The following is a 17,127-nucleotide window of genomic DNA, read 5'->3' on the forward strand; positions in this document are numbered from 1 at the left end:
CCAGCCCGGACAACCGGATATTCGGGGCCCGCTCGCGGAGCCACAGCCTCCGGTCCTGTCTTTACGAAATTCCCAGCACCTGTTTTCTTTCGGGCGTCCCGTCCCGGCGTACCGTCGGTAAGCAGGGGACCTTTCAGCACGAGAACCACCAAGCGCTCAACGTGGGGGAAGTGGTCCGCTATGCACCAGACGGTCCAGGCCTCCGTTCCTGAGGTCTTCGCGCGCCGTGTGGAGCCCGCCCGAGGCCTCGCGGAGGAGGCGGAGACGGTGGCGCGCGCCTGTCACGCCATGGCCACGCGCTTCCACGGCGGCGGCAGGCTCATCGTCTTCGGCAACGGCGAGGCCGCCACGGACGCCCAGCACATCGCTGTCGAGTTCGTCCATCCGGTGATCGTGGGAAAACGGGCGCTCCCCTCGTTCTCGCTGACCGGTGACGTGGCCACGATCACCGGGATCGCCGCGACCTCGGGGTTCGACGGCGTCTTCGCCCACCAGCTGCGGCATCTGGCGGTCTCCGACGACATGGCGCTGGGCGTCTCGCCGTACGGGGAGTGCGTCAACGTGCTCAGGGCGCTGGAGACGGCGAAGCAGCTCGGCCTGCTGACGCTGGCGCTGGTCGGCGGCGACGGCGGACAGATCGCGCGCAGTCCCTCGGTCGACCACGTCATGATCGCCAGGTCGGCCGATCCCCGTGTCGTCAAGGAGGTGCACGTCACGACCTACCACATCCTGTGGGAGCTGGTGCACGTCTTCTTCGAGCAGCCGGGCGTGCTGGATCCCAGGGTGGTCGCATGAGCGCCCGAGAGCCGGCCTGCCACGAGGAGGTGTGCCTCACCTGCTCCGACGAGGCGGTGCCGGTGACGGTGCTGCGGCTGCTGGAGGACGGCATGGCCGAGGTGGACACCGGCCAGGGCCGCGAGGAGGTGAGCGTCGCCCTGGTGGAGGCCAGGGCCGGTGACACGGTGCTGGTCCACGCCAAGGAGGCCATCGCGGTGGTGGCCGACGTGGTCGCCGACGACGTGGCCGCCGACAGTACGGTCGCCGACCACACGGCCGCCGAGGAGGTGACGACATGAGCGCGCCCGAAGAGCCCATGGAGTCGCTGTATCCGTTCCTCTACTCCGGCGGCACCGACCTGGACGCCGTGCTGACCGCGGTGCGGCAGTCCACGGTCGACAAGGCCAACGAGATCGTCGCCCTGCGCCAGAGCGTGCTGGAACGGGACGGCGATCGGATGGCCGCGTGCGCGCAGGCCATGGCCGCCGCCTTCGACGGGGGCGCGCGGTTGTTCACCTTCGGCAACGGGGGCAGCTCCACCGACGCCCAGGACGTGGCCGCGCTGTTCCTGAACCCCGGCGGGGCCGCCAGGCCGCTGCCCGCCTTCGCCCTGACCGCGGACGTCGCGGTGGTGACGGCGCTCTCGAACGACATCGGGTTCGAGGTGGTGTTCTCCCGGCAGCTGGCCGCCTCGGGCCGCTCGGGGGACATCGCGTTCGGGCTGTCGACGAGCGGCAACTCCCGCAATCTCATCGCCGGCTTCCAGGAGGCCGACCGGCGCGGCATGATCACCGTCGGGCTGGCCGGCTACGACGGCGGCCAGATGGCCGAGCTGGGCACGATCGACCACCTGTTCGTGGTGCCGTCGTCCTCGGTGCACCGCATCCAGGAGGCCCAGACCACCGTTTACCACGCGCTCTGGGAGCTCGCCCAGGACGCGCTCAGGCGGCGGGGCGCCGTGCCTCCGCCGCGTTCCAGCTGAAGAGTCCAGACCCGCGAGGGTGGTGAGGCGCATGAGCGCGCCGACGGAGTCGCAACAGAGCACATCACAGACGCAGGACGAACCGGTTGTCCATATTCTGTGGATCAACGCGGGGCTGAGCTGCGACGGCGACTCCGTCGCGCTCACCGCCGCCACCCAGCCGAGCATCGAGGAGATCGTGCTGGGAGCGCTTCCCGGCCTGCCCAAGGTCGCCGTGCACTGGCCGCTGATCGACTTCGAGTGCGGTCCGATGCAGGGCGCCGACGTCTTCATCGAGTGGTTCTACAAGGCCGACCGCGGCGAGCTGGATCCGTTCGTGCTGGTGGTCGAGGGGTCGATTCCCAACGAGTCGATCAAGCAGGAGGGCTACTGGTGCGGGTTCGGCAACAACCCCGACACCGGGCAGCCCATGACCACCAGCGAGTGGCTCGACCGCCTCGCGCCCAAGGCGACGGCGATCCTGGCCGCGGGTACCTGCGCCACCTACGGCGGCATCCACGCGATGGCGGGCAACCCGACCGGCGCCATGGGCGTCGCCGACTACCTGGGCTGGGACTGGAAGTCGAAGGCGGGCCTGCCGATCGTCAACGTGCCGGGCTGCCCGATCCAGCCGGACAACCTGTCCGAGACCATCCTCTACCTGCTCTACCAGGTCGCAGGGCAGGCGCCGATGATCCCGCTGGACGAGGCGCTGCGCCCCACGTGGCTGTTCGGTCAGACCGTCCACGAGGGCTGCGACAGGGCCGGCTACTACGAGCAGGGCCAGTTCGCCACCGAGTACGGCTCGCCGAAGTGCCTGGTCAAGATCGGCTGCTGGGGACCGGTCGTGAAGTGCAACGTCCCCAAGCGGGGCTGGATCAACGGCGTCGGCGGCTGCCCCAACGTGGGCGGCATCTGCATCGCCTGCACGATGCCCGGCTTCCCCGACAAGTTCATGCCCTTCATGGACGAGCCACCGGGCGCCAGGATCTCCGCGACGGCCAGCGGCGCGTACGGCGTGCTGATCCGCTCGCTGCGCGAGTTCACCCTCCGGACGCTCGACAAGGAACCCAAGTGGCGCAAGAAGGGCCGCGAGCTGCTCACGGGCTACAAGGCCCCTTGGTAACCAGCGAGGCTGACATGACGACCACACCACAGCAGACCGGCGACGAACTCGTCGAGATGGCATGGGATCCGATCACCAGGATCGTCGGAAGCCTGGGCATCTACGCCAAGGTGGACTTCAAGAACAGGACGGTCGCCGAGTGCTACAGCACCTCGTCGATCTTCCGCGGCTACAGCATCTTCATGAAGGGCAAGGACCCCAGGGACGCGCACTTCATCACCAGCAGGATCTGCGGCATCTGCGGCGACAACCACGCGACGTGCTCGGTCTACAACCAGAACATGGCCTACGGCGTGCGGCCGCCGCACCTCGGTGAGTGGATCATCAACCTCGGCGAGTCGGCCGAGTACATGTTCGACCACAACATCTTCCAGGAGAACCTGGTCGGGGTGGACTACTGCGAGAAGATGGTCCGCGAGACCAACCCGGGGGTGCTCCAGCAGGCCGAGCGCACGGAGGCGCCGCACGCGGGAGAGCACGGCTACAGGACCATCGCCGACATCATGCGCTCGCTGAACCCGCTGGAGGGCGAGTTCTACCGCGAGGCGCTGCAGGTGAGCCGTACCACGCGGGAGATGTTCTGCCTGATGGAGGGCAGGCACGTGCACCCCTCCACGCTCTACCCCGGCGGGGTCGGCACCGTCGCCACCGTGCAGCTGTTCACCGACTACCTGACCAGGCTCATGCGCTACGTGGAGTTCCTGAAGCGCGTGGTGCCCATGCACGACGACCTCTTCGACTTCTTCTACGATGCCATCCCCGGCTACGAGCAGGTCGGCAGGCGGCGGGTGCTGCTCGCCTGCTGGGGCAGCCTCAACGACCCCGAGCACTGCGACTTCACCTACCGGAACATGAGCGACTGGGGCCGGCGGATGTACGTGACCCCCGGCGTGATCGTGGACGGGAAGGTGGTCACCAACGACCTGGTCGACATCAACCTCGGGATCAGGATCCTGCTGGGCAGCTCCTACTACGACGACTGGGAGGACCAGGAGCCGTTCGTCACACAGGACCCGCTCGGCAATCCGGTCGACATCCGCCACCCGTGGAACCAGCACACGATCCCGCACCCGCGCAAACGCGACTTCACCGACCAGTACAGCTGGGTCATGTCGCCCCGCTGGTTCGACGGCACGAACCATCTCGCGCTCGACACCGGCGGCGGGCCCATCGCCCGGCTGTGGTCGACCGCGCTGTCCGGCCTCGTCGACATCGGCTACGTCAAGGCCACGGGACACAGCGTGGTCATCAACCTGCCGCGCTCGGCCACCAGGCCGGAGCGGACGTTCGAGTGGAAGATCCCCGAACGTGGCGGCGAGCTGTACTCCAACACCCTCGAACGCAACAGGGCCAGGACCTACTTCCAGGCGTACGCCGCCGCCTGCGCGCTGTACTTCGTCGAGCAGGCGCTGGCCGAGGTGCGCGCGGGCCACACCCAGACGTGGTCGCCGTTCACGGTGCCCGAGGAGGCCATCAGCTGCGGCTTCACCGAGGCCGTGCGCGGGGTGCTGTCCCACCACATGGTGATCAGGAACGGGAAGATCGCCAACTACCACCCGTACCCGCCGACCCCGTGGAACGCCAGCGTCCGCGACTCGTACGGCACGCCAGGCCCCTACGAGGACGCCGTGCAGAACACGCCGATCTTCGAGGAGAACGCCAGGGAGGACTTCAAGGGCATCGACATCATGCGCACGGTCCGCAGCTTCGACCCGTGCCTGCCGTGCGGGGTCCACATGTACCTCGGCGGCGGCAGGCAGCTGCGCAAGCTGCACACCCCGCACGCCTTCGGCGGGTCCTGACGGGGAGGGGGCGATGCCTGAGACCCTCGGCGCCCGCACGGCCGGCGAGCGCGTGGAGAGCCTGCTCGCCGAGCTGACCGCGCTCAGCGACAAGGCCACGCGCGACAAGGCCGAGGAGCTCGTGCGCGTGCTGGTCGAGCTGTACGGCGCGGCGCTCGAGCGCATCATGGAGATCGTCACGGACGGCGAACAGGCCGAGACGCTCCGCAGGATCGCCGAGGACGAGCTCGTCGGCGGCCTGCTCGTGGTGCACGACCTGCACCCGCTGAGCACGGAGGAGCGCGTGCTCGCGGCGCTCGAGAGCGTCAGGCCCTATCTCGGCAGCCACGCGGGGGACGTGGAGCTGGTGGGCGTCGAGGAGACAGGCGTCGTACGGCTGCGCCTGGCCGGCACCTGCCACGGCTGCCCCTCCTCGCGGGTCACGGTGACGACGGCGATCGAGCAGGCGATCGCGCGGGCCGCGCCGGAGGTGGCAGGGGTCGAGGTGGACGGCGTGGCCGAACCGGACACGCAGCTGTACCAGATCGAGACACGCCGGCCGCCGGGCCCGTGTCCGGTGCCGGAGAGTGCGGCATGAGCACCGGACTGCGCCGTTTCCGCGAGCCCCGCCCCGCCGACGCCCCCGCAGCCGGCGAGTGCTGCGAGATGTGCGCCGAGCCGATCGAGGCCGGGCACGGGCACGTGGTGAACGTGGAGAGCCGCGCCCTGCTCTGCGCGTGCAAGAGCTGCTACCTGCTGTTCACCGTGCCGGGCGCTGCGCAGGGCAGGTACCTGGCGGTGCCCGATCGCTACCTGTACGCGCCGCGCTTCGCCCTGTCGTCCGCCGACTGGGACGAGCTGCAGATACCGGTGCGGATGGCGTTCTTCTTCCGCAACTCCGCCCTGGGCCGTACGGTCGCCTTCTACCCGAGCCCCGGCGGGGCCACCGAGTCGGAGCTGCCGCTGCCCACGTGGGAGAGGGTCATGGCGGCCAACCCCGGGCTCGCCGGCGTCGCCGCCGACGTCGAGGCGCTGCTCGTCGACCGGCGGGCGGACGGCTTCGTGTGCCATCTCGTGCCGATCGACGCCTGCTATGAGCTGGTCGGGCTGGTCAGGACCCGGTGGAAGGGCTTCGACGGCGGCCAGGAGGTCTGGCAGGCCATCGACGCCTTCTTCGAGAGGTTGCGGGCGCGCAGCGACGAGTTGCGAGCCGATCATGACTGACCTCGGCTTCTCCTGCCTCGACGCCCGCGCCGACCGGTTCGCGGCGGCGCCGACGCTGTGCTTCCCGCTGCGGATCACCGATGCGGGCGGAGGCGCCGTGCACGCTGTCGCGCTGCGCTGCCAGATCCGCATCGAGCCGCAGCGCCGCCGCTACTCCGGCGCGGAGTCCGAGCTGCTCGCCGACCTGTTCGGCGAGCCCTCCCGCTGGGGTGAGACGCTCAGGCCCCTGCAGTTCGCGCTCGTCTCCACCATGGTCCCGGGGTTCACCGGGGTGACGGAGATCGACCTGCCGGTGCCGGTCACCTACGACCTGGAAGTGGCGGCGGGCAAGTACTTCGCCGCCCTCGACGGGGGCGAGATCCCGCTCCTCCTGCTCTTCAGCGGCACGGTGTTCGTCAGGACGCCCACCGGCTTCTCCGTCGAGCAGGTGCCGTGGGACCGCGAGACCCGCCACCGGCTGCCCGTGCCGCTCTGGCGGGAGCTGATGGACCGCTACTTCCCTGGAGAGGGATGGCTGCGGCTGCGCACGGACACGCTGCGCGACCTGCACCGCTTCAAGTCCGCCCACGCGCTCGCCACGTGGGACGACACCATGGAGGCGCTCCTGGCCAGGGCCAGGGCGTCGGAGGCGGCGCCATGAGCGCGTCGATGGAGATCGCCCGCAGGGTCGCCGACGCGGTGCTCTACGAGGGCTACCTGCTCTATCCCTACCGGGCCTCGGCCACCAAGAACCAGGCGCGCTGGCAGTTCGGGGTCCTGGTGCCGCCCGCCTACACCGCGACGGCCGAGCATGCGGCCTGCAGGACCGAGTGCCTGCTCGAGGCCTCAGAGGACGCCGTCCTGCGGATCGGGCTGCGTTTCCTTCAGGTCCGCTCGAGGACCGTCGAACGCGCCGAGGGCGCGGGCCACCGTCCGGTCCCCGCGCTCGAGGTCGCCGGTGAGACGTACCTGACCTTCGACGAGAGCGTCGAGCGGGAGCACGACATGGTGGTGCCGCTGGCCGAGGTGCTCGCCTCGGAGCGGATCCACGAGGTGAGGCACGACGCGGCGCGCACGGTGGAGCGGCTGCCCGCCCCGCCCGGCGCTCCGGCAGGCCGGATCGTGCGCGAGGACCGGCGCATCGACGCGGTGCTGGCCGTGCGGGCCGAGCGGATCGACGGGCCGTACGGGCTGGTGAAGCTGCGCGTGCGGGTGGAGAACACCACGGCGTGGGCCGATCCCGACGCGCCGCGCGACGAGGCTCTGCGCTGCTCGCTGATCGCCGCGCACACGCTGCTCGCCGTCGAGGGGGGATCGTTCGTGTCCCTGCTCGACCCGCCCGCGTGGGCGGCGACGGCGGCGCGGTCGTGCGAGAACGTGCGCACCTGGCCGGTGCTCGCCGGCGAGGAGGGACGGCGGGACGTCATGCTGTCGGCGCCGATCATCCTGTACGACTACCCGTCCATCGCGCAGGAGAGCCCGGGCGAGCTGTTCGACTCGACCGAGATCGACGAGCTGCTCAGCCTGCGCACGCTCACCCTCACCGAGGAGGAGAAACGCGAGGCCAGAGCGACCGACCCGCGAGCCGCCGAGATCATCGACAGGGTCGGCGACCTGCCGCCCGAGGTGCTCGCACGCCTGCACGGCGGCGTCCACCACCTGCGCCCCTTCGAGCGGGAGAGCGTGCCCTGGTGGGATCCTGGCGCCGACACGGCGGTGTCCCCCGGGACCGACAGCGTGGTGGTCGACGGAGTAACCCTGTCCAGAGGCAGCGGAGTGCGCCTGCTGCCCGGGCGCGGCACCTCGCGCGCGCGGCGGGCCGACGCCCACGACATGTTCCTCGCAGGCCGCAGCGCGACGGTCGAGGCGGTCTTCCTCGACGTGGACGGCGTCCGCCACCTGGCAGTGACGCTGGACGACGATCCCGGGGCCGATCTGCAACGCGAGCAGGGCCGCTTCCTCTACTTCTCCCCCGACGAGGTCGAGCCCCTCGCGGGCGGGAAGGAGGACGGATGAGCCGCAAGGTCCTGGTGGCGGGGGTCGGCAACGTCTTCCTCGGCGACGACGGCTTCGGCGTCGAGGTCGCCGGGCGGCTGCTGTCGGAGGCCGGCCTGCCGGACGGCGTGGTCGTGGCCGACTTCGGGATCCGCGGCATCCACCTGGCCTACGAGCTGCTGGCCGGCTACGACGAGGTGATCCTGGTCGACGCGGTGCCCATGGACGAGCCGCCGGGAACGCTGGCGGTCCTCGAACCGTCGCTCGACGAAGCCGGCCCCCGTGGACGACGTGTTCGCGCGGGGGGCGCTCACCGACGCCCACGGCATGACACCTGACGCGATCTTCGGCCTGCTCCGCGCGTTCGGCGTCACGACCGGCCGGATCCTGCTCGTCGGCTGCCAGCCCGCCGACAACTCGCCGGGCATGGAGCTCAGCGAGGCGGTGGCGCGGGCCGTGCCCTACGCCGCCGGCCTCGTTCGCGACCTGCTCGCGCCGGACCAACAAGGAGGGGTCAACGATGCTCAAACGCGTGCTGATCGTAGTGGTGGTGGCCGGGATAGCCGTCCTGGTGTGGCAGTCCCTGCCCGACATCAAGCGCTACCTCAAGATCCGGGAGATGTGAGCGGTGCATGAGTTCGGCATCGCCACCTCGGTGCTCGACGCGGTCGAACGCCGCGCCGCGGGACGCCGGGTGGCCCACGTCAGGGTCCGTGCCGGGACGCTGCTCCGGATCACAGGGCCCGCCCTCGACCAGGCCTTCTCCCTGGTCGCGCAGGGAACGGTCGCCGACGGGGCCACGATCGACCTGGTCGTGGTGCCCGTCCAGCTCACCTGCAGGACCTGCGGCCGCGAGGAGGACACGGCCGACGCGCTGGCCGTGTGCGGCGCCTGCGGCGGCGCCGACGTCGACCTGCGGGGAGGCGACGAGCTGATCCTCGAATCCATCCAGATGGCGGAGGGACATCATGTGCCTGGGAATCCCCGGCGAGATCGTGGAGATCCTGCCAGACCACGCTGACCTGGCGAAGGTCGACGTCAGCGGGGTACGGCGGGCGATCAACATCGGCCTGCTGGAGAACGAACGGCTCCAGCCCGGCGACTGGATCCTCATCCACGTCGGCTTCGCGCTGTCGAAGATCGACGAGGAGGAGGCCAGGGCCGCGCTGGACTTCCTGGAGGGCATCGGCCAGGCCTACGACGACGAGCTGGCGGCGCTCCGCGAATCATCGATCGACCGGAGGTGAGGCGTGATGCGCTTCGTCGACGAGTACCGCGACGCCGAGAAGGCCCGTGCCCTCTCCGCGAAGATCGCGAGCCTGTGCGAGCCCGGCAGGTCGTACAAGTTCATGGAGGTGTGCGGCGGCCACACCCACACCATCTACAAGCACGGTCTCGAGGACTACCTGCCCGAGTCCATCACGCTGGTGCACGGCCCCGGCTGTCCGGTCTGCGTCATCCCGATGGGGCGCGTGGACGACGCCATCCACATCGCCGAGCAACCCGAGGTCGTCATGACCTCCTTCGGCGACATGATGCGGGTGCCCGGAGGGCGCGGCTCGTTCTTCGACTCCATGGCCCAGGGCGCCGCGATCCGCATGGTCTACTCCCCGCTGGACGCGCTCAAGGTGGCCAGGCAGAACCCGGACAAGCACGTGGTCTTCATGGCCATCGGCTTCGAGACCACGGCGCCCTCCACCGCGATGACCGTGCTGAGGGCGGCGGCCGAGGGCATCGGCAACTTCTCGGTCTTCTGCAACCACGTGACCGTCATCCCCGCCATCAAGGCGATCCTGGACTCCCCCGACCTGCGGCTGGACGGGTTCATCGGGCCCGGGCACGTGTCGACGATCATCGGCTGCCGGCCGTACGAGTTCATCGCCCGCGACTACGGCAAGCCGCTGGTCGTGGCGGGCTTCGAGCCGCTGGACATCCTCCAGTCGATCTACATGCTGCTGGTGCAGCTGGCCGAGGGGCGTTCGGAGGTGGAGAACCAGTACGCGCGCGTCGTGCCGTGGGCGGGCAACCTCAAGGCGCTCAGGGTCATCAGCGAGGTGATGGAGCTGCGGCCGTACTTCGAGTGGCGCGGCCTCGGCTTCATCTCGCACTCCGCGCTGAAGGTCAGGGAGAAGTACGCCGCCTTCGACGCCGAGCAGATCTTCGAGATCCCCGGCAGCCGGGTGGCCGACCCGAAGGCCTGCCAGTGCGGCGAGGTGCTCAAGGGCGTGCTGAAGCCGTGGGAGTGCAAGGTGTTCGGTACGGCCTGCACGCCGGAGACGCCGATCGGCACCTGCATGGTCTCCTCCGAGGGGGCCTGCGCCGCCTACTACAACTTCGGCCGCTTCTCCCGTGAGCGGGTGAGGGAGGCGACCAGGTGACCGGCATCGAGGGGACGGGCACCGACAGAACCGGCCTCGGAGGGACGGACCTCGGCGGAACCAGCATCGGGGGGACCGCCGACTGGGCCGAGGCGGCCGTGCGCGAGCACGCGGCCGAGGCCGAGGGGCCCAGTCGCGAGGAGCAGGTACTCGAACGGATCGACAGGGCGCGCCGCCGCAAGGCCAGGGTGAAGGAGGAGCACATCACCATGGCCCACGGCTCGGGAGGCAAGGCGACGCAGACCCTGGTGGAGGCCGTCTTCCTGGAGACGTTCCGCAACCCGCTGCTCGAACCGCTCGAGGACGGGGCGCTGCTGGAGGTCGGCGGCACCCGCCTCGCCTTCACCACGGACTCCTACGTGGTGTCCCCGCTGTTCTTCCCCGGGGGCGACATCGGCGACCTGGCCGTCAACGGCACCGTCAACGACCTGTCGGTCTGCGGGGCCCGCCCGCTGTACCTGTCGGCGGGCTTCGTGCTGGAGGAGGGCTTCCCCGTCGAGGGCCTCAGGCGCATCACCGCCTCCATGGCCTCGGCGGCGTCCGCGGCGGGCGTCCTGATCGTCACAGGCGACACCAAGGTCGTGCAGAAGGGCAAGGCGGACGGCTGCTACGTCAACACCGCGGGCGTCGGCCTGCTGGACCGGCCGATCAGGCTGGGGGTGGCGAGCGCGCGTCCCGGCGACGCGGTCCTGGTGTCGGGGCCGATCGGCGAGCACGGCGTCACCATCATGCTGGCCAGGGGCGAGCTGGACATCGAGGCCGACCTGACGTCCGACACCGCCGCGCTGAACGGCCTGGTCGCCGCGCTGCTCGACGCCTGCTCCTCGGGCGCCGACGGGGTGCGCTGCCTGCGGGACGCCACCAGGGGCGGCGTCGCGACGATCCTCAACGAGATCGCGCGCGCCTCCGGCGTGGCCGTGGTCGTCGACGAGGAGGCCATTCCGGTACGGCCCGGCGTGCGCGGCGCCTGCGAGCTGCTCGGCATCGACCCGCTCTACGTCGCCTGCGAGGGCCGGATGGTCGTCGTCGTGGACGGCGCGGCGGCCGGCACCGCCCTGGCAGCCCTGCGCGCGCACCCGCTGGGCGAGGGAGCCGCACTCATCGGCCACGTCAAGGACGACCCACCCGGGCTCGTGCTGCTGAAGACCGCCTTCGGCGGCACCCGCATCGTCGACCTGCTGGTCGGCGACCCACTCCCCCGCATCTGCTGAACCTTAAGACGGAGGTGCTGACCATGACCGAATCCCGCGAACCGGAGGACCAGCACGGCTACGCGCCCGACGTCGGGCATGGGAGCGAGGAGGCCGCCCAGGCCGGCGACCGCGCCTTCCAGCCCGAGGCGGCAGGCTCGCCCGGCCCAGGACGCGAGTCGTCCGAGGAGGAGCAGGCAGGCGTCTCCTCCACCGATACCGAGGCGCGCTCGCCGCAGGGCGTCGGTCAGAGCCCGAGCAGGCAGGGCGAGGAGATCGCCCAGGAGGAGCAGGAGGCCGGAAGGGAGACCGTCGGCGTCAAGGGCGAGTCGCAGCGCCCCTACGGCACGTCCACCCCCGAGGACGCCACGGGCGTCGGTGCGCAGGAACCGGAGGACGAGGAGAGCCCGACCCTGCCTCCTGGCGATCAGGGCGGCTGACCGGCCCGTCACGGCCCCACGGGCGTCCCGCCGTGGCCGCCCGGCTTCGGCGCGCCGCCGCGGGACGCCCGCTGGCGCCTGCACGTCTCCGGCACGATTCGGCGTCGCTTCAGCGGAGCCGGTCACGGGCGGCGGCGACGGCCGCCTGGCCGAGGCTGATCCCGCCGTCGTTCGGCGGCACCCTGTGGTGGGTCAGGACGCGGAACCCGCGCGCCTCCAGCAGGGCCGTGGCCCGGCCGAGCAGCAGGAGGTTCTGGAACACCCCGCCCGACAGCGCCACGGTGGCCGGCCCGCCGGCGTCCCTGAGGTGGGCGCACCCGTCGGCGACGACGTGCGCGATCGCGTTGTGGAAGCGGGCGGCGATCACCGCCGTGGCCGTGCCCGCCCTCAGGTCCTCGACGACCGCGCGAACCAGCTCGGCGCAGGGCACGACGAACGGCTCCCGTCCCACCAGGCGGCAGCCGTAGGCGCCGTCCTCCGTCTGGTCGGCCCACTGCTCCAGCTCGATGGCCGCCTGACCCTCGTAGGTGATCGCGTCGCGGCCTCCGACGATCGTCGCGACGGCGTCGAACAGCCTGCCCATGCTGGAGGTGAGGGGCGCGCTGACACCCCGGCGGGCGAGCGCGACGACGGCCTCCCACCGGTCGGCGTTGCGCCGTACGACAGCGAGGTCGGCGGGCACGTCGCCCTCGTAGGCGGCGTCGAGGTGGGCGGCGGCCATGCGCCAGGGCTGCCTGATCGCCGCCGCGCCGCCCGGCATCGGCACCGTCGCCAGCCGACCGGCCCTCGTGAAGCCGGCCACGTCCGCCACCAGGAACTCGCCGCCCCACAGCGTCGCGTCCTCGCCGTAGCCGAGACCGTCGAAGGCCACGCCGATCACCGGCCCCGCCACGCCGTTGTCGGCCAGGCACGAGGCGATGTGCGCGTGATGGTGCTGCACCCCGACGAGGTCGACCCCTTGCCTGGCGAGCGCGTACTTGGTGGACAGGTACTCCGGGTGCAGGTCGTGGGCGACCACCTCGGGAGCGAGGTCGAACACCCGCGCGAAGTGGTCGACCCCCTCGGTGAAGGAGCGCAGCGTCTCGTAGTTCTCCAGGTCGCCGATGTGGTGGGAGACGAAGGCGTGGCCGTCCCTCGCCAGGCAGAAGGTGTGCTTCAGCTCGGCGCCGCAGCCGAGGACGGTCCGGGGGACGGGCCGGGCCAGGGTGAGCGGGTGGGGGACGTACCCCCTGGAGCGCCGGATCGGCAGGTCCTCGCCGCGGAAGGCGCGGACCACGGAGTCGTCGGTGCGCATGTGGATGGGGCGGTCGTGGGTGAGGAAGGCGTCGGCGATGCCGCCGAGGCGGGGTACGGCGTCCTCGTCGAGGTACACGATCGGCTCGTCGGAGACGTTGCCGCTGGTCAGCACGATCGGCGTGCCGAGCCTGCCGAGCAGGAGGTGGTGCAGCGGGGTGTAGGGCAGCATCAGCCCGAGCCACCGGTTACCGGGCGCCACCAGCGGCGCCACCTCCGCGTCGGCGCGCCTGCGCAGCAGCACGATCGGGCGGGCCCGCGAGGTGAGCAGGGCCTCCTCGGCCGCGTCGACGTCGCACAGCCGGCGGGCCGCGTCCAGGTCGGGCACCATGACGGCGAACGGCTTGTCCTCCCTGTGCTTGCGTTCGCGCAGCGCCGTGACGGCGTCCGCGCGGGCGGCGAGCGCCGCCAGATGGTAGCCACCGAGCCCCTTGACGGCCAGGACGCCGCCACGGCCCAGCAGGCGCGCCGTTCCCTCCACGGGATCGCCCGCGATCTCCTCGCCGCCGCTGTCGAGCAGGCGCAGCCGGGGCCCGCAGGCGGGGCAGCACACCGGCTGGGCGTGGAAGCGCCGGTCGGCCGGATCGTGGTACTCCCGCGCGCAGTCAGCGCACATCGCGAAGGCGGCCATCGTGGTGTTCGGCCTGTCGTACGGCACGCCGTGCACGATCGTGAAGCGGGGACCGCAGTTGGTGCAGTTGGTGAAGGCGTAGCCGTACCTGCGATCGGCCGGGTCGCCCATCTCACGCAGGCAGTCGGCGCAGGTGGCCACGTCAGGGGAGACGAGCGCGCGCCGCGGCCCGCCCGTGGCGCTGCCGGAGATGACGAACCCGGCCTCGCCCGTGGCGGGAACCAGCCCCGAGCTGATCCGCTCGACCAGCGCCAGCGGGGGCGGGCTCTTCCTGAGTGTCGTCAGGAACTCCTCGACGGTGGAGGGGGCGCCCTCGACCTCGATGAAGACGCCGCGCTCGTCGTTGCCCACCAGCCCGTCGAGGCCGAGCCCGGTGGCCAGGCCGTACACGAAGGGCCGGAATCCGACCCCCTGCACGACGCCTTCGACCAGGACCACGGCGCGGACACGCCTGCTCATCTCCTCATTGTCCGCCGGGAGCCGTGACGGAGAGAAGGGGGCCTGTCACGTCCCGGCAGGCTGAGCCCTGGTGACGGTTTCGGCGCCGCGCGCCCGTGGTTCTAGGCTGGGCGGATGACGATCCGTCCCGCCACCGCCGCGGACCTGGCCGAGGTCGCCGCCATCTACGCCCACTACGTCGCCACCAGCGTCATCACCTTCGACGAGGTCGCGCCGGAGGCGGCCTTCTGGGAGGAGCGCCTGAGGGAGCTGGACGGGCGCGGCCTGCCGTTCCTGGTGGCCGACGTCGAGGGCGAGGTGGCCGGCTACGCCTACGCGAGCCAGTGGCGGCCCAAGCCCGCCTACCGCCACTCGGTGGAGGACTCGATCTACCTGGCGCCCGGCCGTACGGGGAGGGGGCTTGGCAGGGCGCTGCTGGGCGAGCTGCTGCCGCGCTGCGCCAAGGCCGGGGTGCGCCAGGTGGTGGCGGTGATCGCCGACACGGGCGAGCAGGGCTCGGCCGCGCTGCACCGCTCGTTCGGATTCGAGCCCGCGGGCCGCCTGAAGGGGGTCGGCTTCAAGCTCGGCCGCTGGGTCGACACCGAGCTGATGCAGCTCGACCTCACCGGGTGACGGCTCGCCTCAGTCGGTGAGCGCGGCCTTCAGCTTCTCCTCCTCGCCGGGTCCGCCGCGCAGCGGGATCTCCTTGATGAAGGCGGCCAGCAGCGGCACCACGACCGCGAAGAGGATCGCCCACCAGAAGATGCCCGAGATCGCGTCGGCCAGCGCCGCCAGGAAGCCGGTGCGCACCTGCGGCGTCAGCTGGCCGAGCGAGGAGGCGTCCATCCTGCCGCCCGAGGCGACGACCTCGTCGGCCGTCCGCGCGCCGAACCTGTCGGTCAGGCCCGACAACAGCTGGTTGTTGAAGATCGCGCCGAACAGCGAGACGCCGAACGAGCCGCCGATGGAGCGGAAGAAGGTGGAGGCGCTGCTGGCGACGCCGAGGTCTTTCTGCTCGACGCTGTTCTGCGCGATCAGCATCGTGGTCTGCATCAGGAAGCCCATGCCGAGGCCCAGGACGGCGATGAAGACGCCGGTCTGCCACGAGGGGGTCTCCACGCCCATGAGCGACAGCAGGAACATCCCCACCGCCATGATCACGCCGCCGAGCACGGGATAGAGCTTGTACCTGCCGGTCTTGGTGATCGCCCTGCCGACGAACAGCGACACGACCATCGCCGCGGCCATCATCGGCAGCAGCAGCAGGCCCGAGTTGGTCGCCGTGGCGCCCTGCACGGTCTGCTGGTAGAGCGGCAGGAAGTTGATGGCGCCGAACATCGCGAAACCGAGCAGGAAGCCGACGGCCGAGATCAGCGTGAAGTTGCGGTTGCGGAACAGCTGCAGCGGCATGATCGGCTCGGCGGCGCGGCGTTCGACCGGGATGAAGACGGCGATGCTGACCACGGCCAGCGCGGCCAGGCCGAGGATCTGAAACCGCCGACCAGCGGCCCGGCGATCATCGCCAGGGACATGACGCCCGCCATCACGCCCTGGTACTGGCCGCGCTCGCGCGGCGGGACCAGGTCGCCGATGATGGCCATCGCGTTGACCATGAGACCGCCCGCGCCCAGGCCCTGCAGCGCGCGGAAGGCGATGAGCTGGGTCATGCCGTCCTCGGGGCCGCCCAGCATGGACGAGCCCGCCATGCCGCACAGCACCGAGCCGAGCATGAAGAGCACGATCGAGCCCATGAAGATGTTCTTGCGCCCGTACAGGTCACCGATCTTGCCCCAGATGGGGGTCGAGACCGTCGTCCCCAGGACGTATGCGGTGACGACCCAGGACAGATGGGTCAGGCCGCCCAGCTCCTCGACGATGCGCGGCATGGCGGTGCCCACGATCATGTTGTCGAGCATCGCCAGCACCATGGCGGCCATCAGGCCCGGCAGGACCGCCATGACCTCGCGCCGTCGCTCCACCGATTCACTCCCCGATCTCGCCACTCCCTTACTTGCCGACCGGCAAGCAACGGCTAAGCTAAGGTCTTACTTGCCGGCCGTCAAGCGATTAGGACCGTTATGCGCGACGACACCCGGGCGAAGATCCAGGAGATCGCGCTCAGGCTCTTCATCGAACAGGGCTACGAGGCCACGTCCCTGCGCGAGATCGCCGAGGAGCTCGGCGTCACGAAGGCGGCCCTCTACTACCACTTCAAGACCAAGGACGACATCGTCGCCAGCCTGGCCGAGATGAGGGTGGCCGAGACCGAGGAGCTCGTCAGGTGGGCGCGCTCGCAGCCCAGAAGCGCGGAGACCCGCAGAGAGCTCGTCGTCCGCTACGCCGCGCAGCTTTCGCAGTCGCGTCACCAGGAGATCACCCGTTTTCTCGAACGCAACCAGACCGCGCTGCGCGACCATCCGACCATTCACCGGATGCGCGAGCGGATGATCGAGCTCAGCTCCGAGCTCAGCTCGCCCGACGACCCCCTCCACGTGAGGCTGCGCGGCTCCATGGCGCTGTTCACCCTCCACGCTGCCATGTGGCTGACCCACCACTACGACGTCACCGACGACGAGCGTCGAGCGGCCGCCAAGAAGGTGGCGCTGGAGATCCTCGAAGGCCCCTGCGACGATTGAGGCGCTCTGTCTTGGGCACGGGCATGCCATGACCGAGAAGAAGGAGACAGAACACGTCAAGGAGCTCATCGACGCCCTCTACACGGGCCAGGAACGGCTGAGCCGCCTGGAGATCAACGAGCGCATGACGGCAGCGGAGCTGCCCGCCGACCTCATGGCGTACTTCGACCGTCTGCCGGACGGCGACTACGAACAGGAAGAGCTCGTCGAGACCCTGAACCAGATGATTCTGGACAGGGGCGAGGAGCGCGCGGTCGGACAGATCCCCGAGATCTAGG

At 70.7% G+C, this 17,127-nt stretch carries 20 protein-coding genes and 1 pseudogene; 19 read left to right on the top strand and 2 right to left on the bottom strand.

Going from position 1 to position 17,127, the window contains the following annotated elements; all coding sequences use genetic code 11:
• The first annotated feature begins 180 nt into the window (after positions 1-180).
• The 16 genes from FHR33_RS44915 (at position 181) to FHR33_RS44985 (ending at position 11,851) form a co-directional block, all read left to right on the top strand.
• Positions 181-795 (top strand): D-sedoheptulose-7-phosphate isomerase, encoded by a 615-nt coding sequence (locus tag FHR33_RS44915; protein WP_183661486.1) that lies wholly within the window; start codon positions 181-183, stop codon positions 793-795.
• Complete coding sequence (locus tag FHR33_RS44920; protein ID WP_183661488.1) at positions 792-1,076, top strand: HypC/HybG/HupF family hydrogenase formation chaperone; 285 nt, start codon at positions 792-794, stop codon at positions 1,074-1,076. The genes FHR33_RS44915 and FHR33_RS44920 overlap by 4 nt, the downstream gene beginning before the upstream one ends.
• The gene (locus FHR33_RS44925) at positions 1,073-1,759 is read left to right on the top strand and encodes a D-sedoheptulose-7-phosphate isomerase (RefSeq protein ID WP_221242557.1); all 687 of its coding nucleotides are present in this window, start codon (positions 1,073-1,075) and stop codon (positions 1,757-1,759) included. Before FHR33_RS44920 ends, FHR33_RS44925 begins: the two co-directional genes overlap by 4 nt.
• 31 nt (positions 1,760-1,790) lie before the next feature.
• Positions 1,791-2,864 carry an NADH-quinone oxidoreductase subunit B family protein gene (locus tag FHR33_RS44930; protein WP_183661490.1) on the top strand — a complete coding sequence of 358 codons (1,074 nt, stop codon included), beginning with the start codon at positions 1,791-1,793 and terminating at the stop codon, positions 2,862-2,864.
• 14 nt (positions 2,865-2,878) lie between these two features.
• Positions 2,879-4,666 carry a nickel-dependent hydrogenase large subunit gene (locus FHR33_RS44935; RefSeq protein WP_183661492.1) on the top strand — a complete coding sequence of 596 codons (1,788 nt, stop codon included), beginning with the start codon at positions 2,879-2,881 and terminating at the stop codon, positions 4,664-4,666.
• Between the two features lie 13 nt (positions 4,667-4,679).
• Positions 4,680-5,243: a NifU family protein gene (locus FHR33_RS44940; protein ID WP_183661494.1), complete on the top strand. Its 564-nt coding sequence runs from the start codon at positions 4,680-4,682 to the stop codon at positions 5,241-5,243.
• Positions 5,240-5,869 carry a DUF5947 family protein gene (locus tag FHR33_RS44945; RefSeq protein ID WP_183661496.1) on the top strand — a complete coding sequence of 210 codons (630 nt, stop codon included), beginning with the start codon at positions 5,240-5,242 and terminating at the stop codon, positions 5,867-5,869. Before FHR33_RS44940 ends, FHR33_RS44945 begins: the two co-directional genes overlap by 4 nt.
• Positions 5,862-6,509 carry a DUF6084 family protein gene (locus tag FHR33_RS44950; protein WP_183661498.1) on the top strand — a complete coding sequence of 216 codons (648 nt, stop codon included), beginning with the start codon at positions 5,862-5,864 and terminating at the stop codon, positions 6,507-6,509. The genes FHR33_RS44945 and FHR33_RS44950 overlap by 8 nt, the downstream gene beginning before the upstream one ends.
• Positions 6,506-7,864 carry a hypothetical protein gene (locus FHR33_RS44955; protein ID WP_183661499.1) on the top strand — a complete coding sequence of 453 codons (1,359 nt, stop codon included), beginning with the start codon at positions 6,506-6,508 and terminating at the stop codon, positions 7,862-7,864. Before FHR33_RS44950 ends, FHR33_RS44955 begins: the two co-directional genes overlap by 4 nt.
• Positions 7,861-8,181, top strand: coding sequence for a hydrogenase maturation protease (locus FHR33_RS49495; protein ID WP_221242558.1), 321 nt, complete (start codon positions 7,861-7,863; stop codon positions 8,179-8,181). The genes FHR33_RS44955 and FHR33_RS49495 overlap by 4 nt, the downstream gene beginning before the upstream one ends.
• A 194-nt stretch (positions 8,182-8,375) precedes the next feature.
• Positions 8,376-8,468, top strand: a complete 93-nt coding sequence (locus FHR33_RS53540; protein WP_376773314.1) for a DUF6893 family small protein — start codon at positions 8,376-8,378, stop codon at positions 8,466-8,468.
• 3 nt (positions 8,469-8,471) lie between these two features.
• Positions 8,472-8,864, top strand: coding sequence for a hydrogenase maturation nickel metallochaperone HypA/HybF (locus tag FHR33_RS44965; protein ID WP_183661501.1), 393 nt, complete (start codon positions 8,472-8,474; stop codon positions 8,862-8,864).
• The gene (locus FHR33_RS44970) at positions 8,839-9,090 is read left to right on the top strand and encodes a HypC/HybG/HupF family hydrogenase formation chaperone (protein WP_312896062.1); all 252 of its coding nucleotides are present in this window, start codon (positions 8,839-8,841) and stop codon (positions 9,088-9,090) included. Before FHR33_RS44965 ends, FHR33_RS44970 begins: the two co-directional genes overlap by 26 nt.
• Positions 9,091-9,096: 6 nt before the next feature.
• The gene (gene hypD, locus FHR33_RS44975) at positions 9,097-10,221 is read left to right on the top strand and encodes a hydrogenase formation protein HypD (RefSeq protein ID WP_183661505.1); all 1,125 of its coding nucleotides are present in this window, start codon (positions 9,097-9,099) and stop codon (positions 10,219-10,221) included.
• Positions 10,218-11,432 (top strand): hydrogenase expression/formation protein HypE, encoded by a 1,215-nt coding sequence (hypE, locus tag FHR33_RS44980; RefSeq protein ID WP_312896063.1) that lies wholly within the window; start codon positions 10,218-10,220, stop codon positions 11,430-11,432. The genes hypD and hypE overlap by 4 nt, the downstream gene beginning before the upstream one ends.
• Before the next feature lie 23 nt (positions 11,433-11,455).
• The gene (locus FHR33_RS44985) at positions 11,456-11,851 is read left to right on the top strand and encodes a hypothetical protein (protein WP_183661507.1); all 396 of its coding nucleotides are present in this window, start codon (positions 11,456-11,458) and stop codon (positions 11,849-11,851) included.
• 109 nt (positions 11,852-11,960) lie between these two features.
• Here the strand turns inward: FHR33_RS44985 and hypF are convergent, their stop codons facing one another.
• On the bottom strand, positions 11,961-14,234 hold the full coding sequence (hypF, locus tag FHR33_RS44990) for a carbamoyltransferase HypF (RefSeq protein ID WP_183661510.1): 2,274 nt from the start codon (positions 14,232-14,234) through the stop codon (positions 11,961-11,963).
• Between the two features lie 114 nt (positions 14,235-14,348).
• Here hypF and FHR33_RS44995 point away from each other — a divergent pair, with 114 nt between their 5' ends.
• Positions 14,349-14,846, top strand: coding sequence for a GNAT family N-acetyltransferase (locus FHR33_RS44995; RefSeq protein WP_183661512.1), 498 nt, complete (start codon positions 14,349-14,351; stop codon positions 14,844-14,846).
• 9 nt (positions 14,847-14,855) lie between these two features.
• Here the strand turns inward: FHR33_RS44995 and FHR33_RS53545 are convergent.
• Positions 14,856-16,171, bottom strand: a pseudogene (locus FHR33_RS53545) (MDR family MFS transporter).
• Positions 16,172-16,291: 120 nt separating this feature from the next.
• Here FHR33_RS53545 and FHR33_RS52295 point away from each other — a divergent pair.
• Positions 16,292-16,849 (top strand): TetR family transcriptional regulator, encoded by a 558-nt coding sequence (locus tag FHR33_RS52295; protein ID WP_183661513.1) that lies wholly within the window; start codon positions 16,292-16,294, stop codon positions 16,847-16,849.
• A gap of 28 nt (positions 16,850-16,877) precedes the next feature.
• Positions 16,878-17,126: a hypothetical protein gene (locus FHR33_RS45010; RefSeq protein WP_183661514.1), complete on the top strand. Its 249-nt coding sequence runs from the start codon at positions 16,878-16,880 to the stop codon at positions 17,124-17,126.
• The last annotated feature ends 1 nt before the right edge of the window (position 17,127 follow it).

It is taken from the genome of Nonomuraea dietziae, assembly GCF_014195505.1.
GTDB classification, from domain to species: Bacteria; Actinomycetota; Actinomycetes; order Streptosporangiales; family Streptosporangiaceae; genus Nonomuraea; species Nonomuraea roseola.

Bases quoted from the DNA above. Each gene is read 5' to 3' on its own strand.
- FHR33_RS44915 (WP_183661486.1), top strand. From the start codon at position 181: ATGCACCAGACGGTCCAGGCCTCCGTTCCTGAGGTCTTCGCGCGCCGT.
- FHR33_RS44920 (WP_183661488.1), top strand. From the start codon at position 792: ATGAGCGCCCGAGAGCCGGCCTGCCACGAGGAGGTGTGCCTCACCTGC.
- FHR33_RS44925 (WP_221242557.1), top strand. From the start codon at position 1,073: ATGAGCGCGCCCGAAGAGCCCATGGAGTCGCTGTATCCGTTCCTCTAC.
- FHR33_RS44930 (WP_183661490.1), top strand. From the start codon at position 1,791: ATGAGCGCGCCGACGGAGTCGCAACAGAGCACATCACAGACGCAGGAC.
- FHR33_RS44935 (WP_183661492.1), top strand. From the start codon at position 2,879: ATGACGACCACACCACAGCAGACCGGCGACGAACTCGTCGAGATGGCA.
- FHR33_RS44940 (WP_183661494.1), top strand. From the start codon at position 4,680: ATGCCTGAGACCCTCGGCGCCCGCACGGCCGGCGAGCGCGTGGAGAGC.
- FHR33_RS44945 (WP_183661496.1), top strand. From the start codon at position 5,240: ATGAGCACCGGACTGCGCCGTTTCCGCGAGCCCCGCCCCGCCGACGCC.
- FHR33_RS44950 (WP_183661498.1), top strand. From the start codon at position 5,862: ATGACTGACCTCGGCTTCTCCTGCCTCGACGCCCGCGCCGACCGGTTC.
- FHR33_RS44955 (WP_183661499.1), top strand. From the start codon at position 6,506: ATGAGCGCGTCGATGGAGATCGCCCGCAGGGTCGCCGACGCGGTGCTC.
- FHR33_RS49495 (WP_221242558.1), top strand. From the start codon at position 7,861: ATGAGCCGCAAGGTCCTGGTGGCGGGGGTCGGCAACGTCTTCCTCGGC.
- hypD (WP_183661505.1), top strand. From the start codon at position 9,097: ATGCGCTTCGTCGACGAGTACCGCGACGCCGAGAAGGCCCGTGCCCTC.
- FHR33_RS44985 (WP_183661507.1), top strand. From the start codon at position 11,456: ATGACCGAATCCCGCGAACCGGAGGACCAGCACGGCTACGCGCCCGAC.
- hypF (WP_183661510.1), bottom strand. From the start codon at position 14,234: ATGAGCAGGCGTGTCCGCGCCGTGGTCCTGGTCGAAGGCGTCGTGCAG.
- FHR33_RS44995 (WP_183661512.1), top strand. From the start codon at position 14,349: ATGACGATCCGTCCCGCCACCGCCGCGGACCTGGCCGAGGTCGCCGCC.
- FHR33_RS52295 (WP_183661513.1), top strand. From the start codon at position 16,292: ATGCGCGACGACACCCGGGCGAAGATCCAGGAGATCGCGCTCAGGCTC.
- FHR33_RS45010 (WP_183661514.1), top strand. From the start codon at position 16,878: ATGACCGAGAAGAAGGAGACAGAACACGTCAAGGAGCTCATCGACGCC.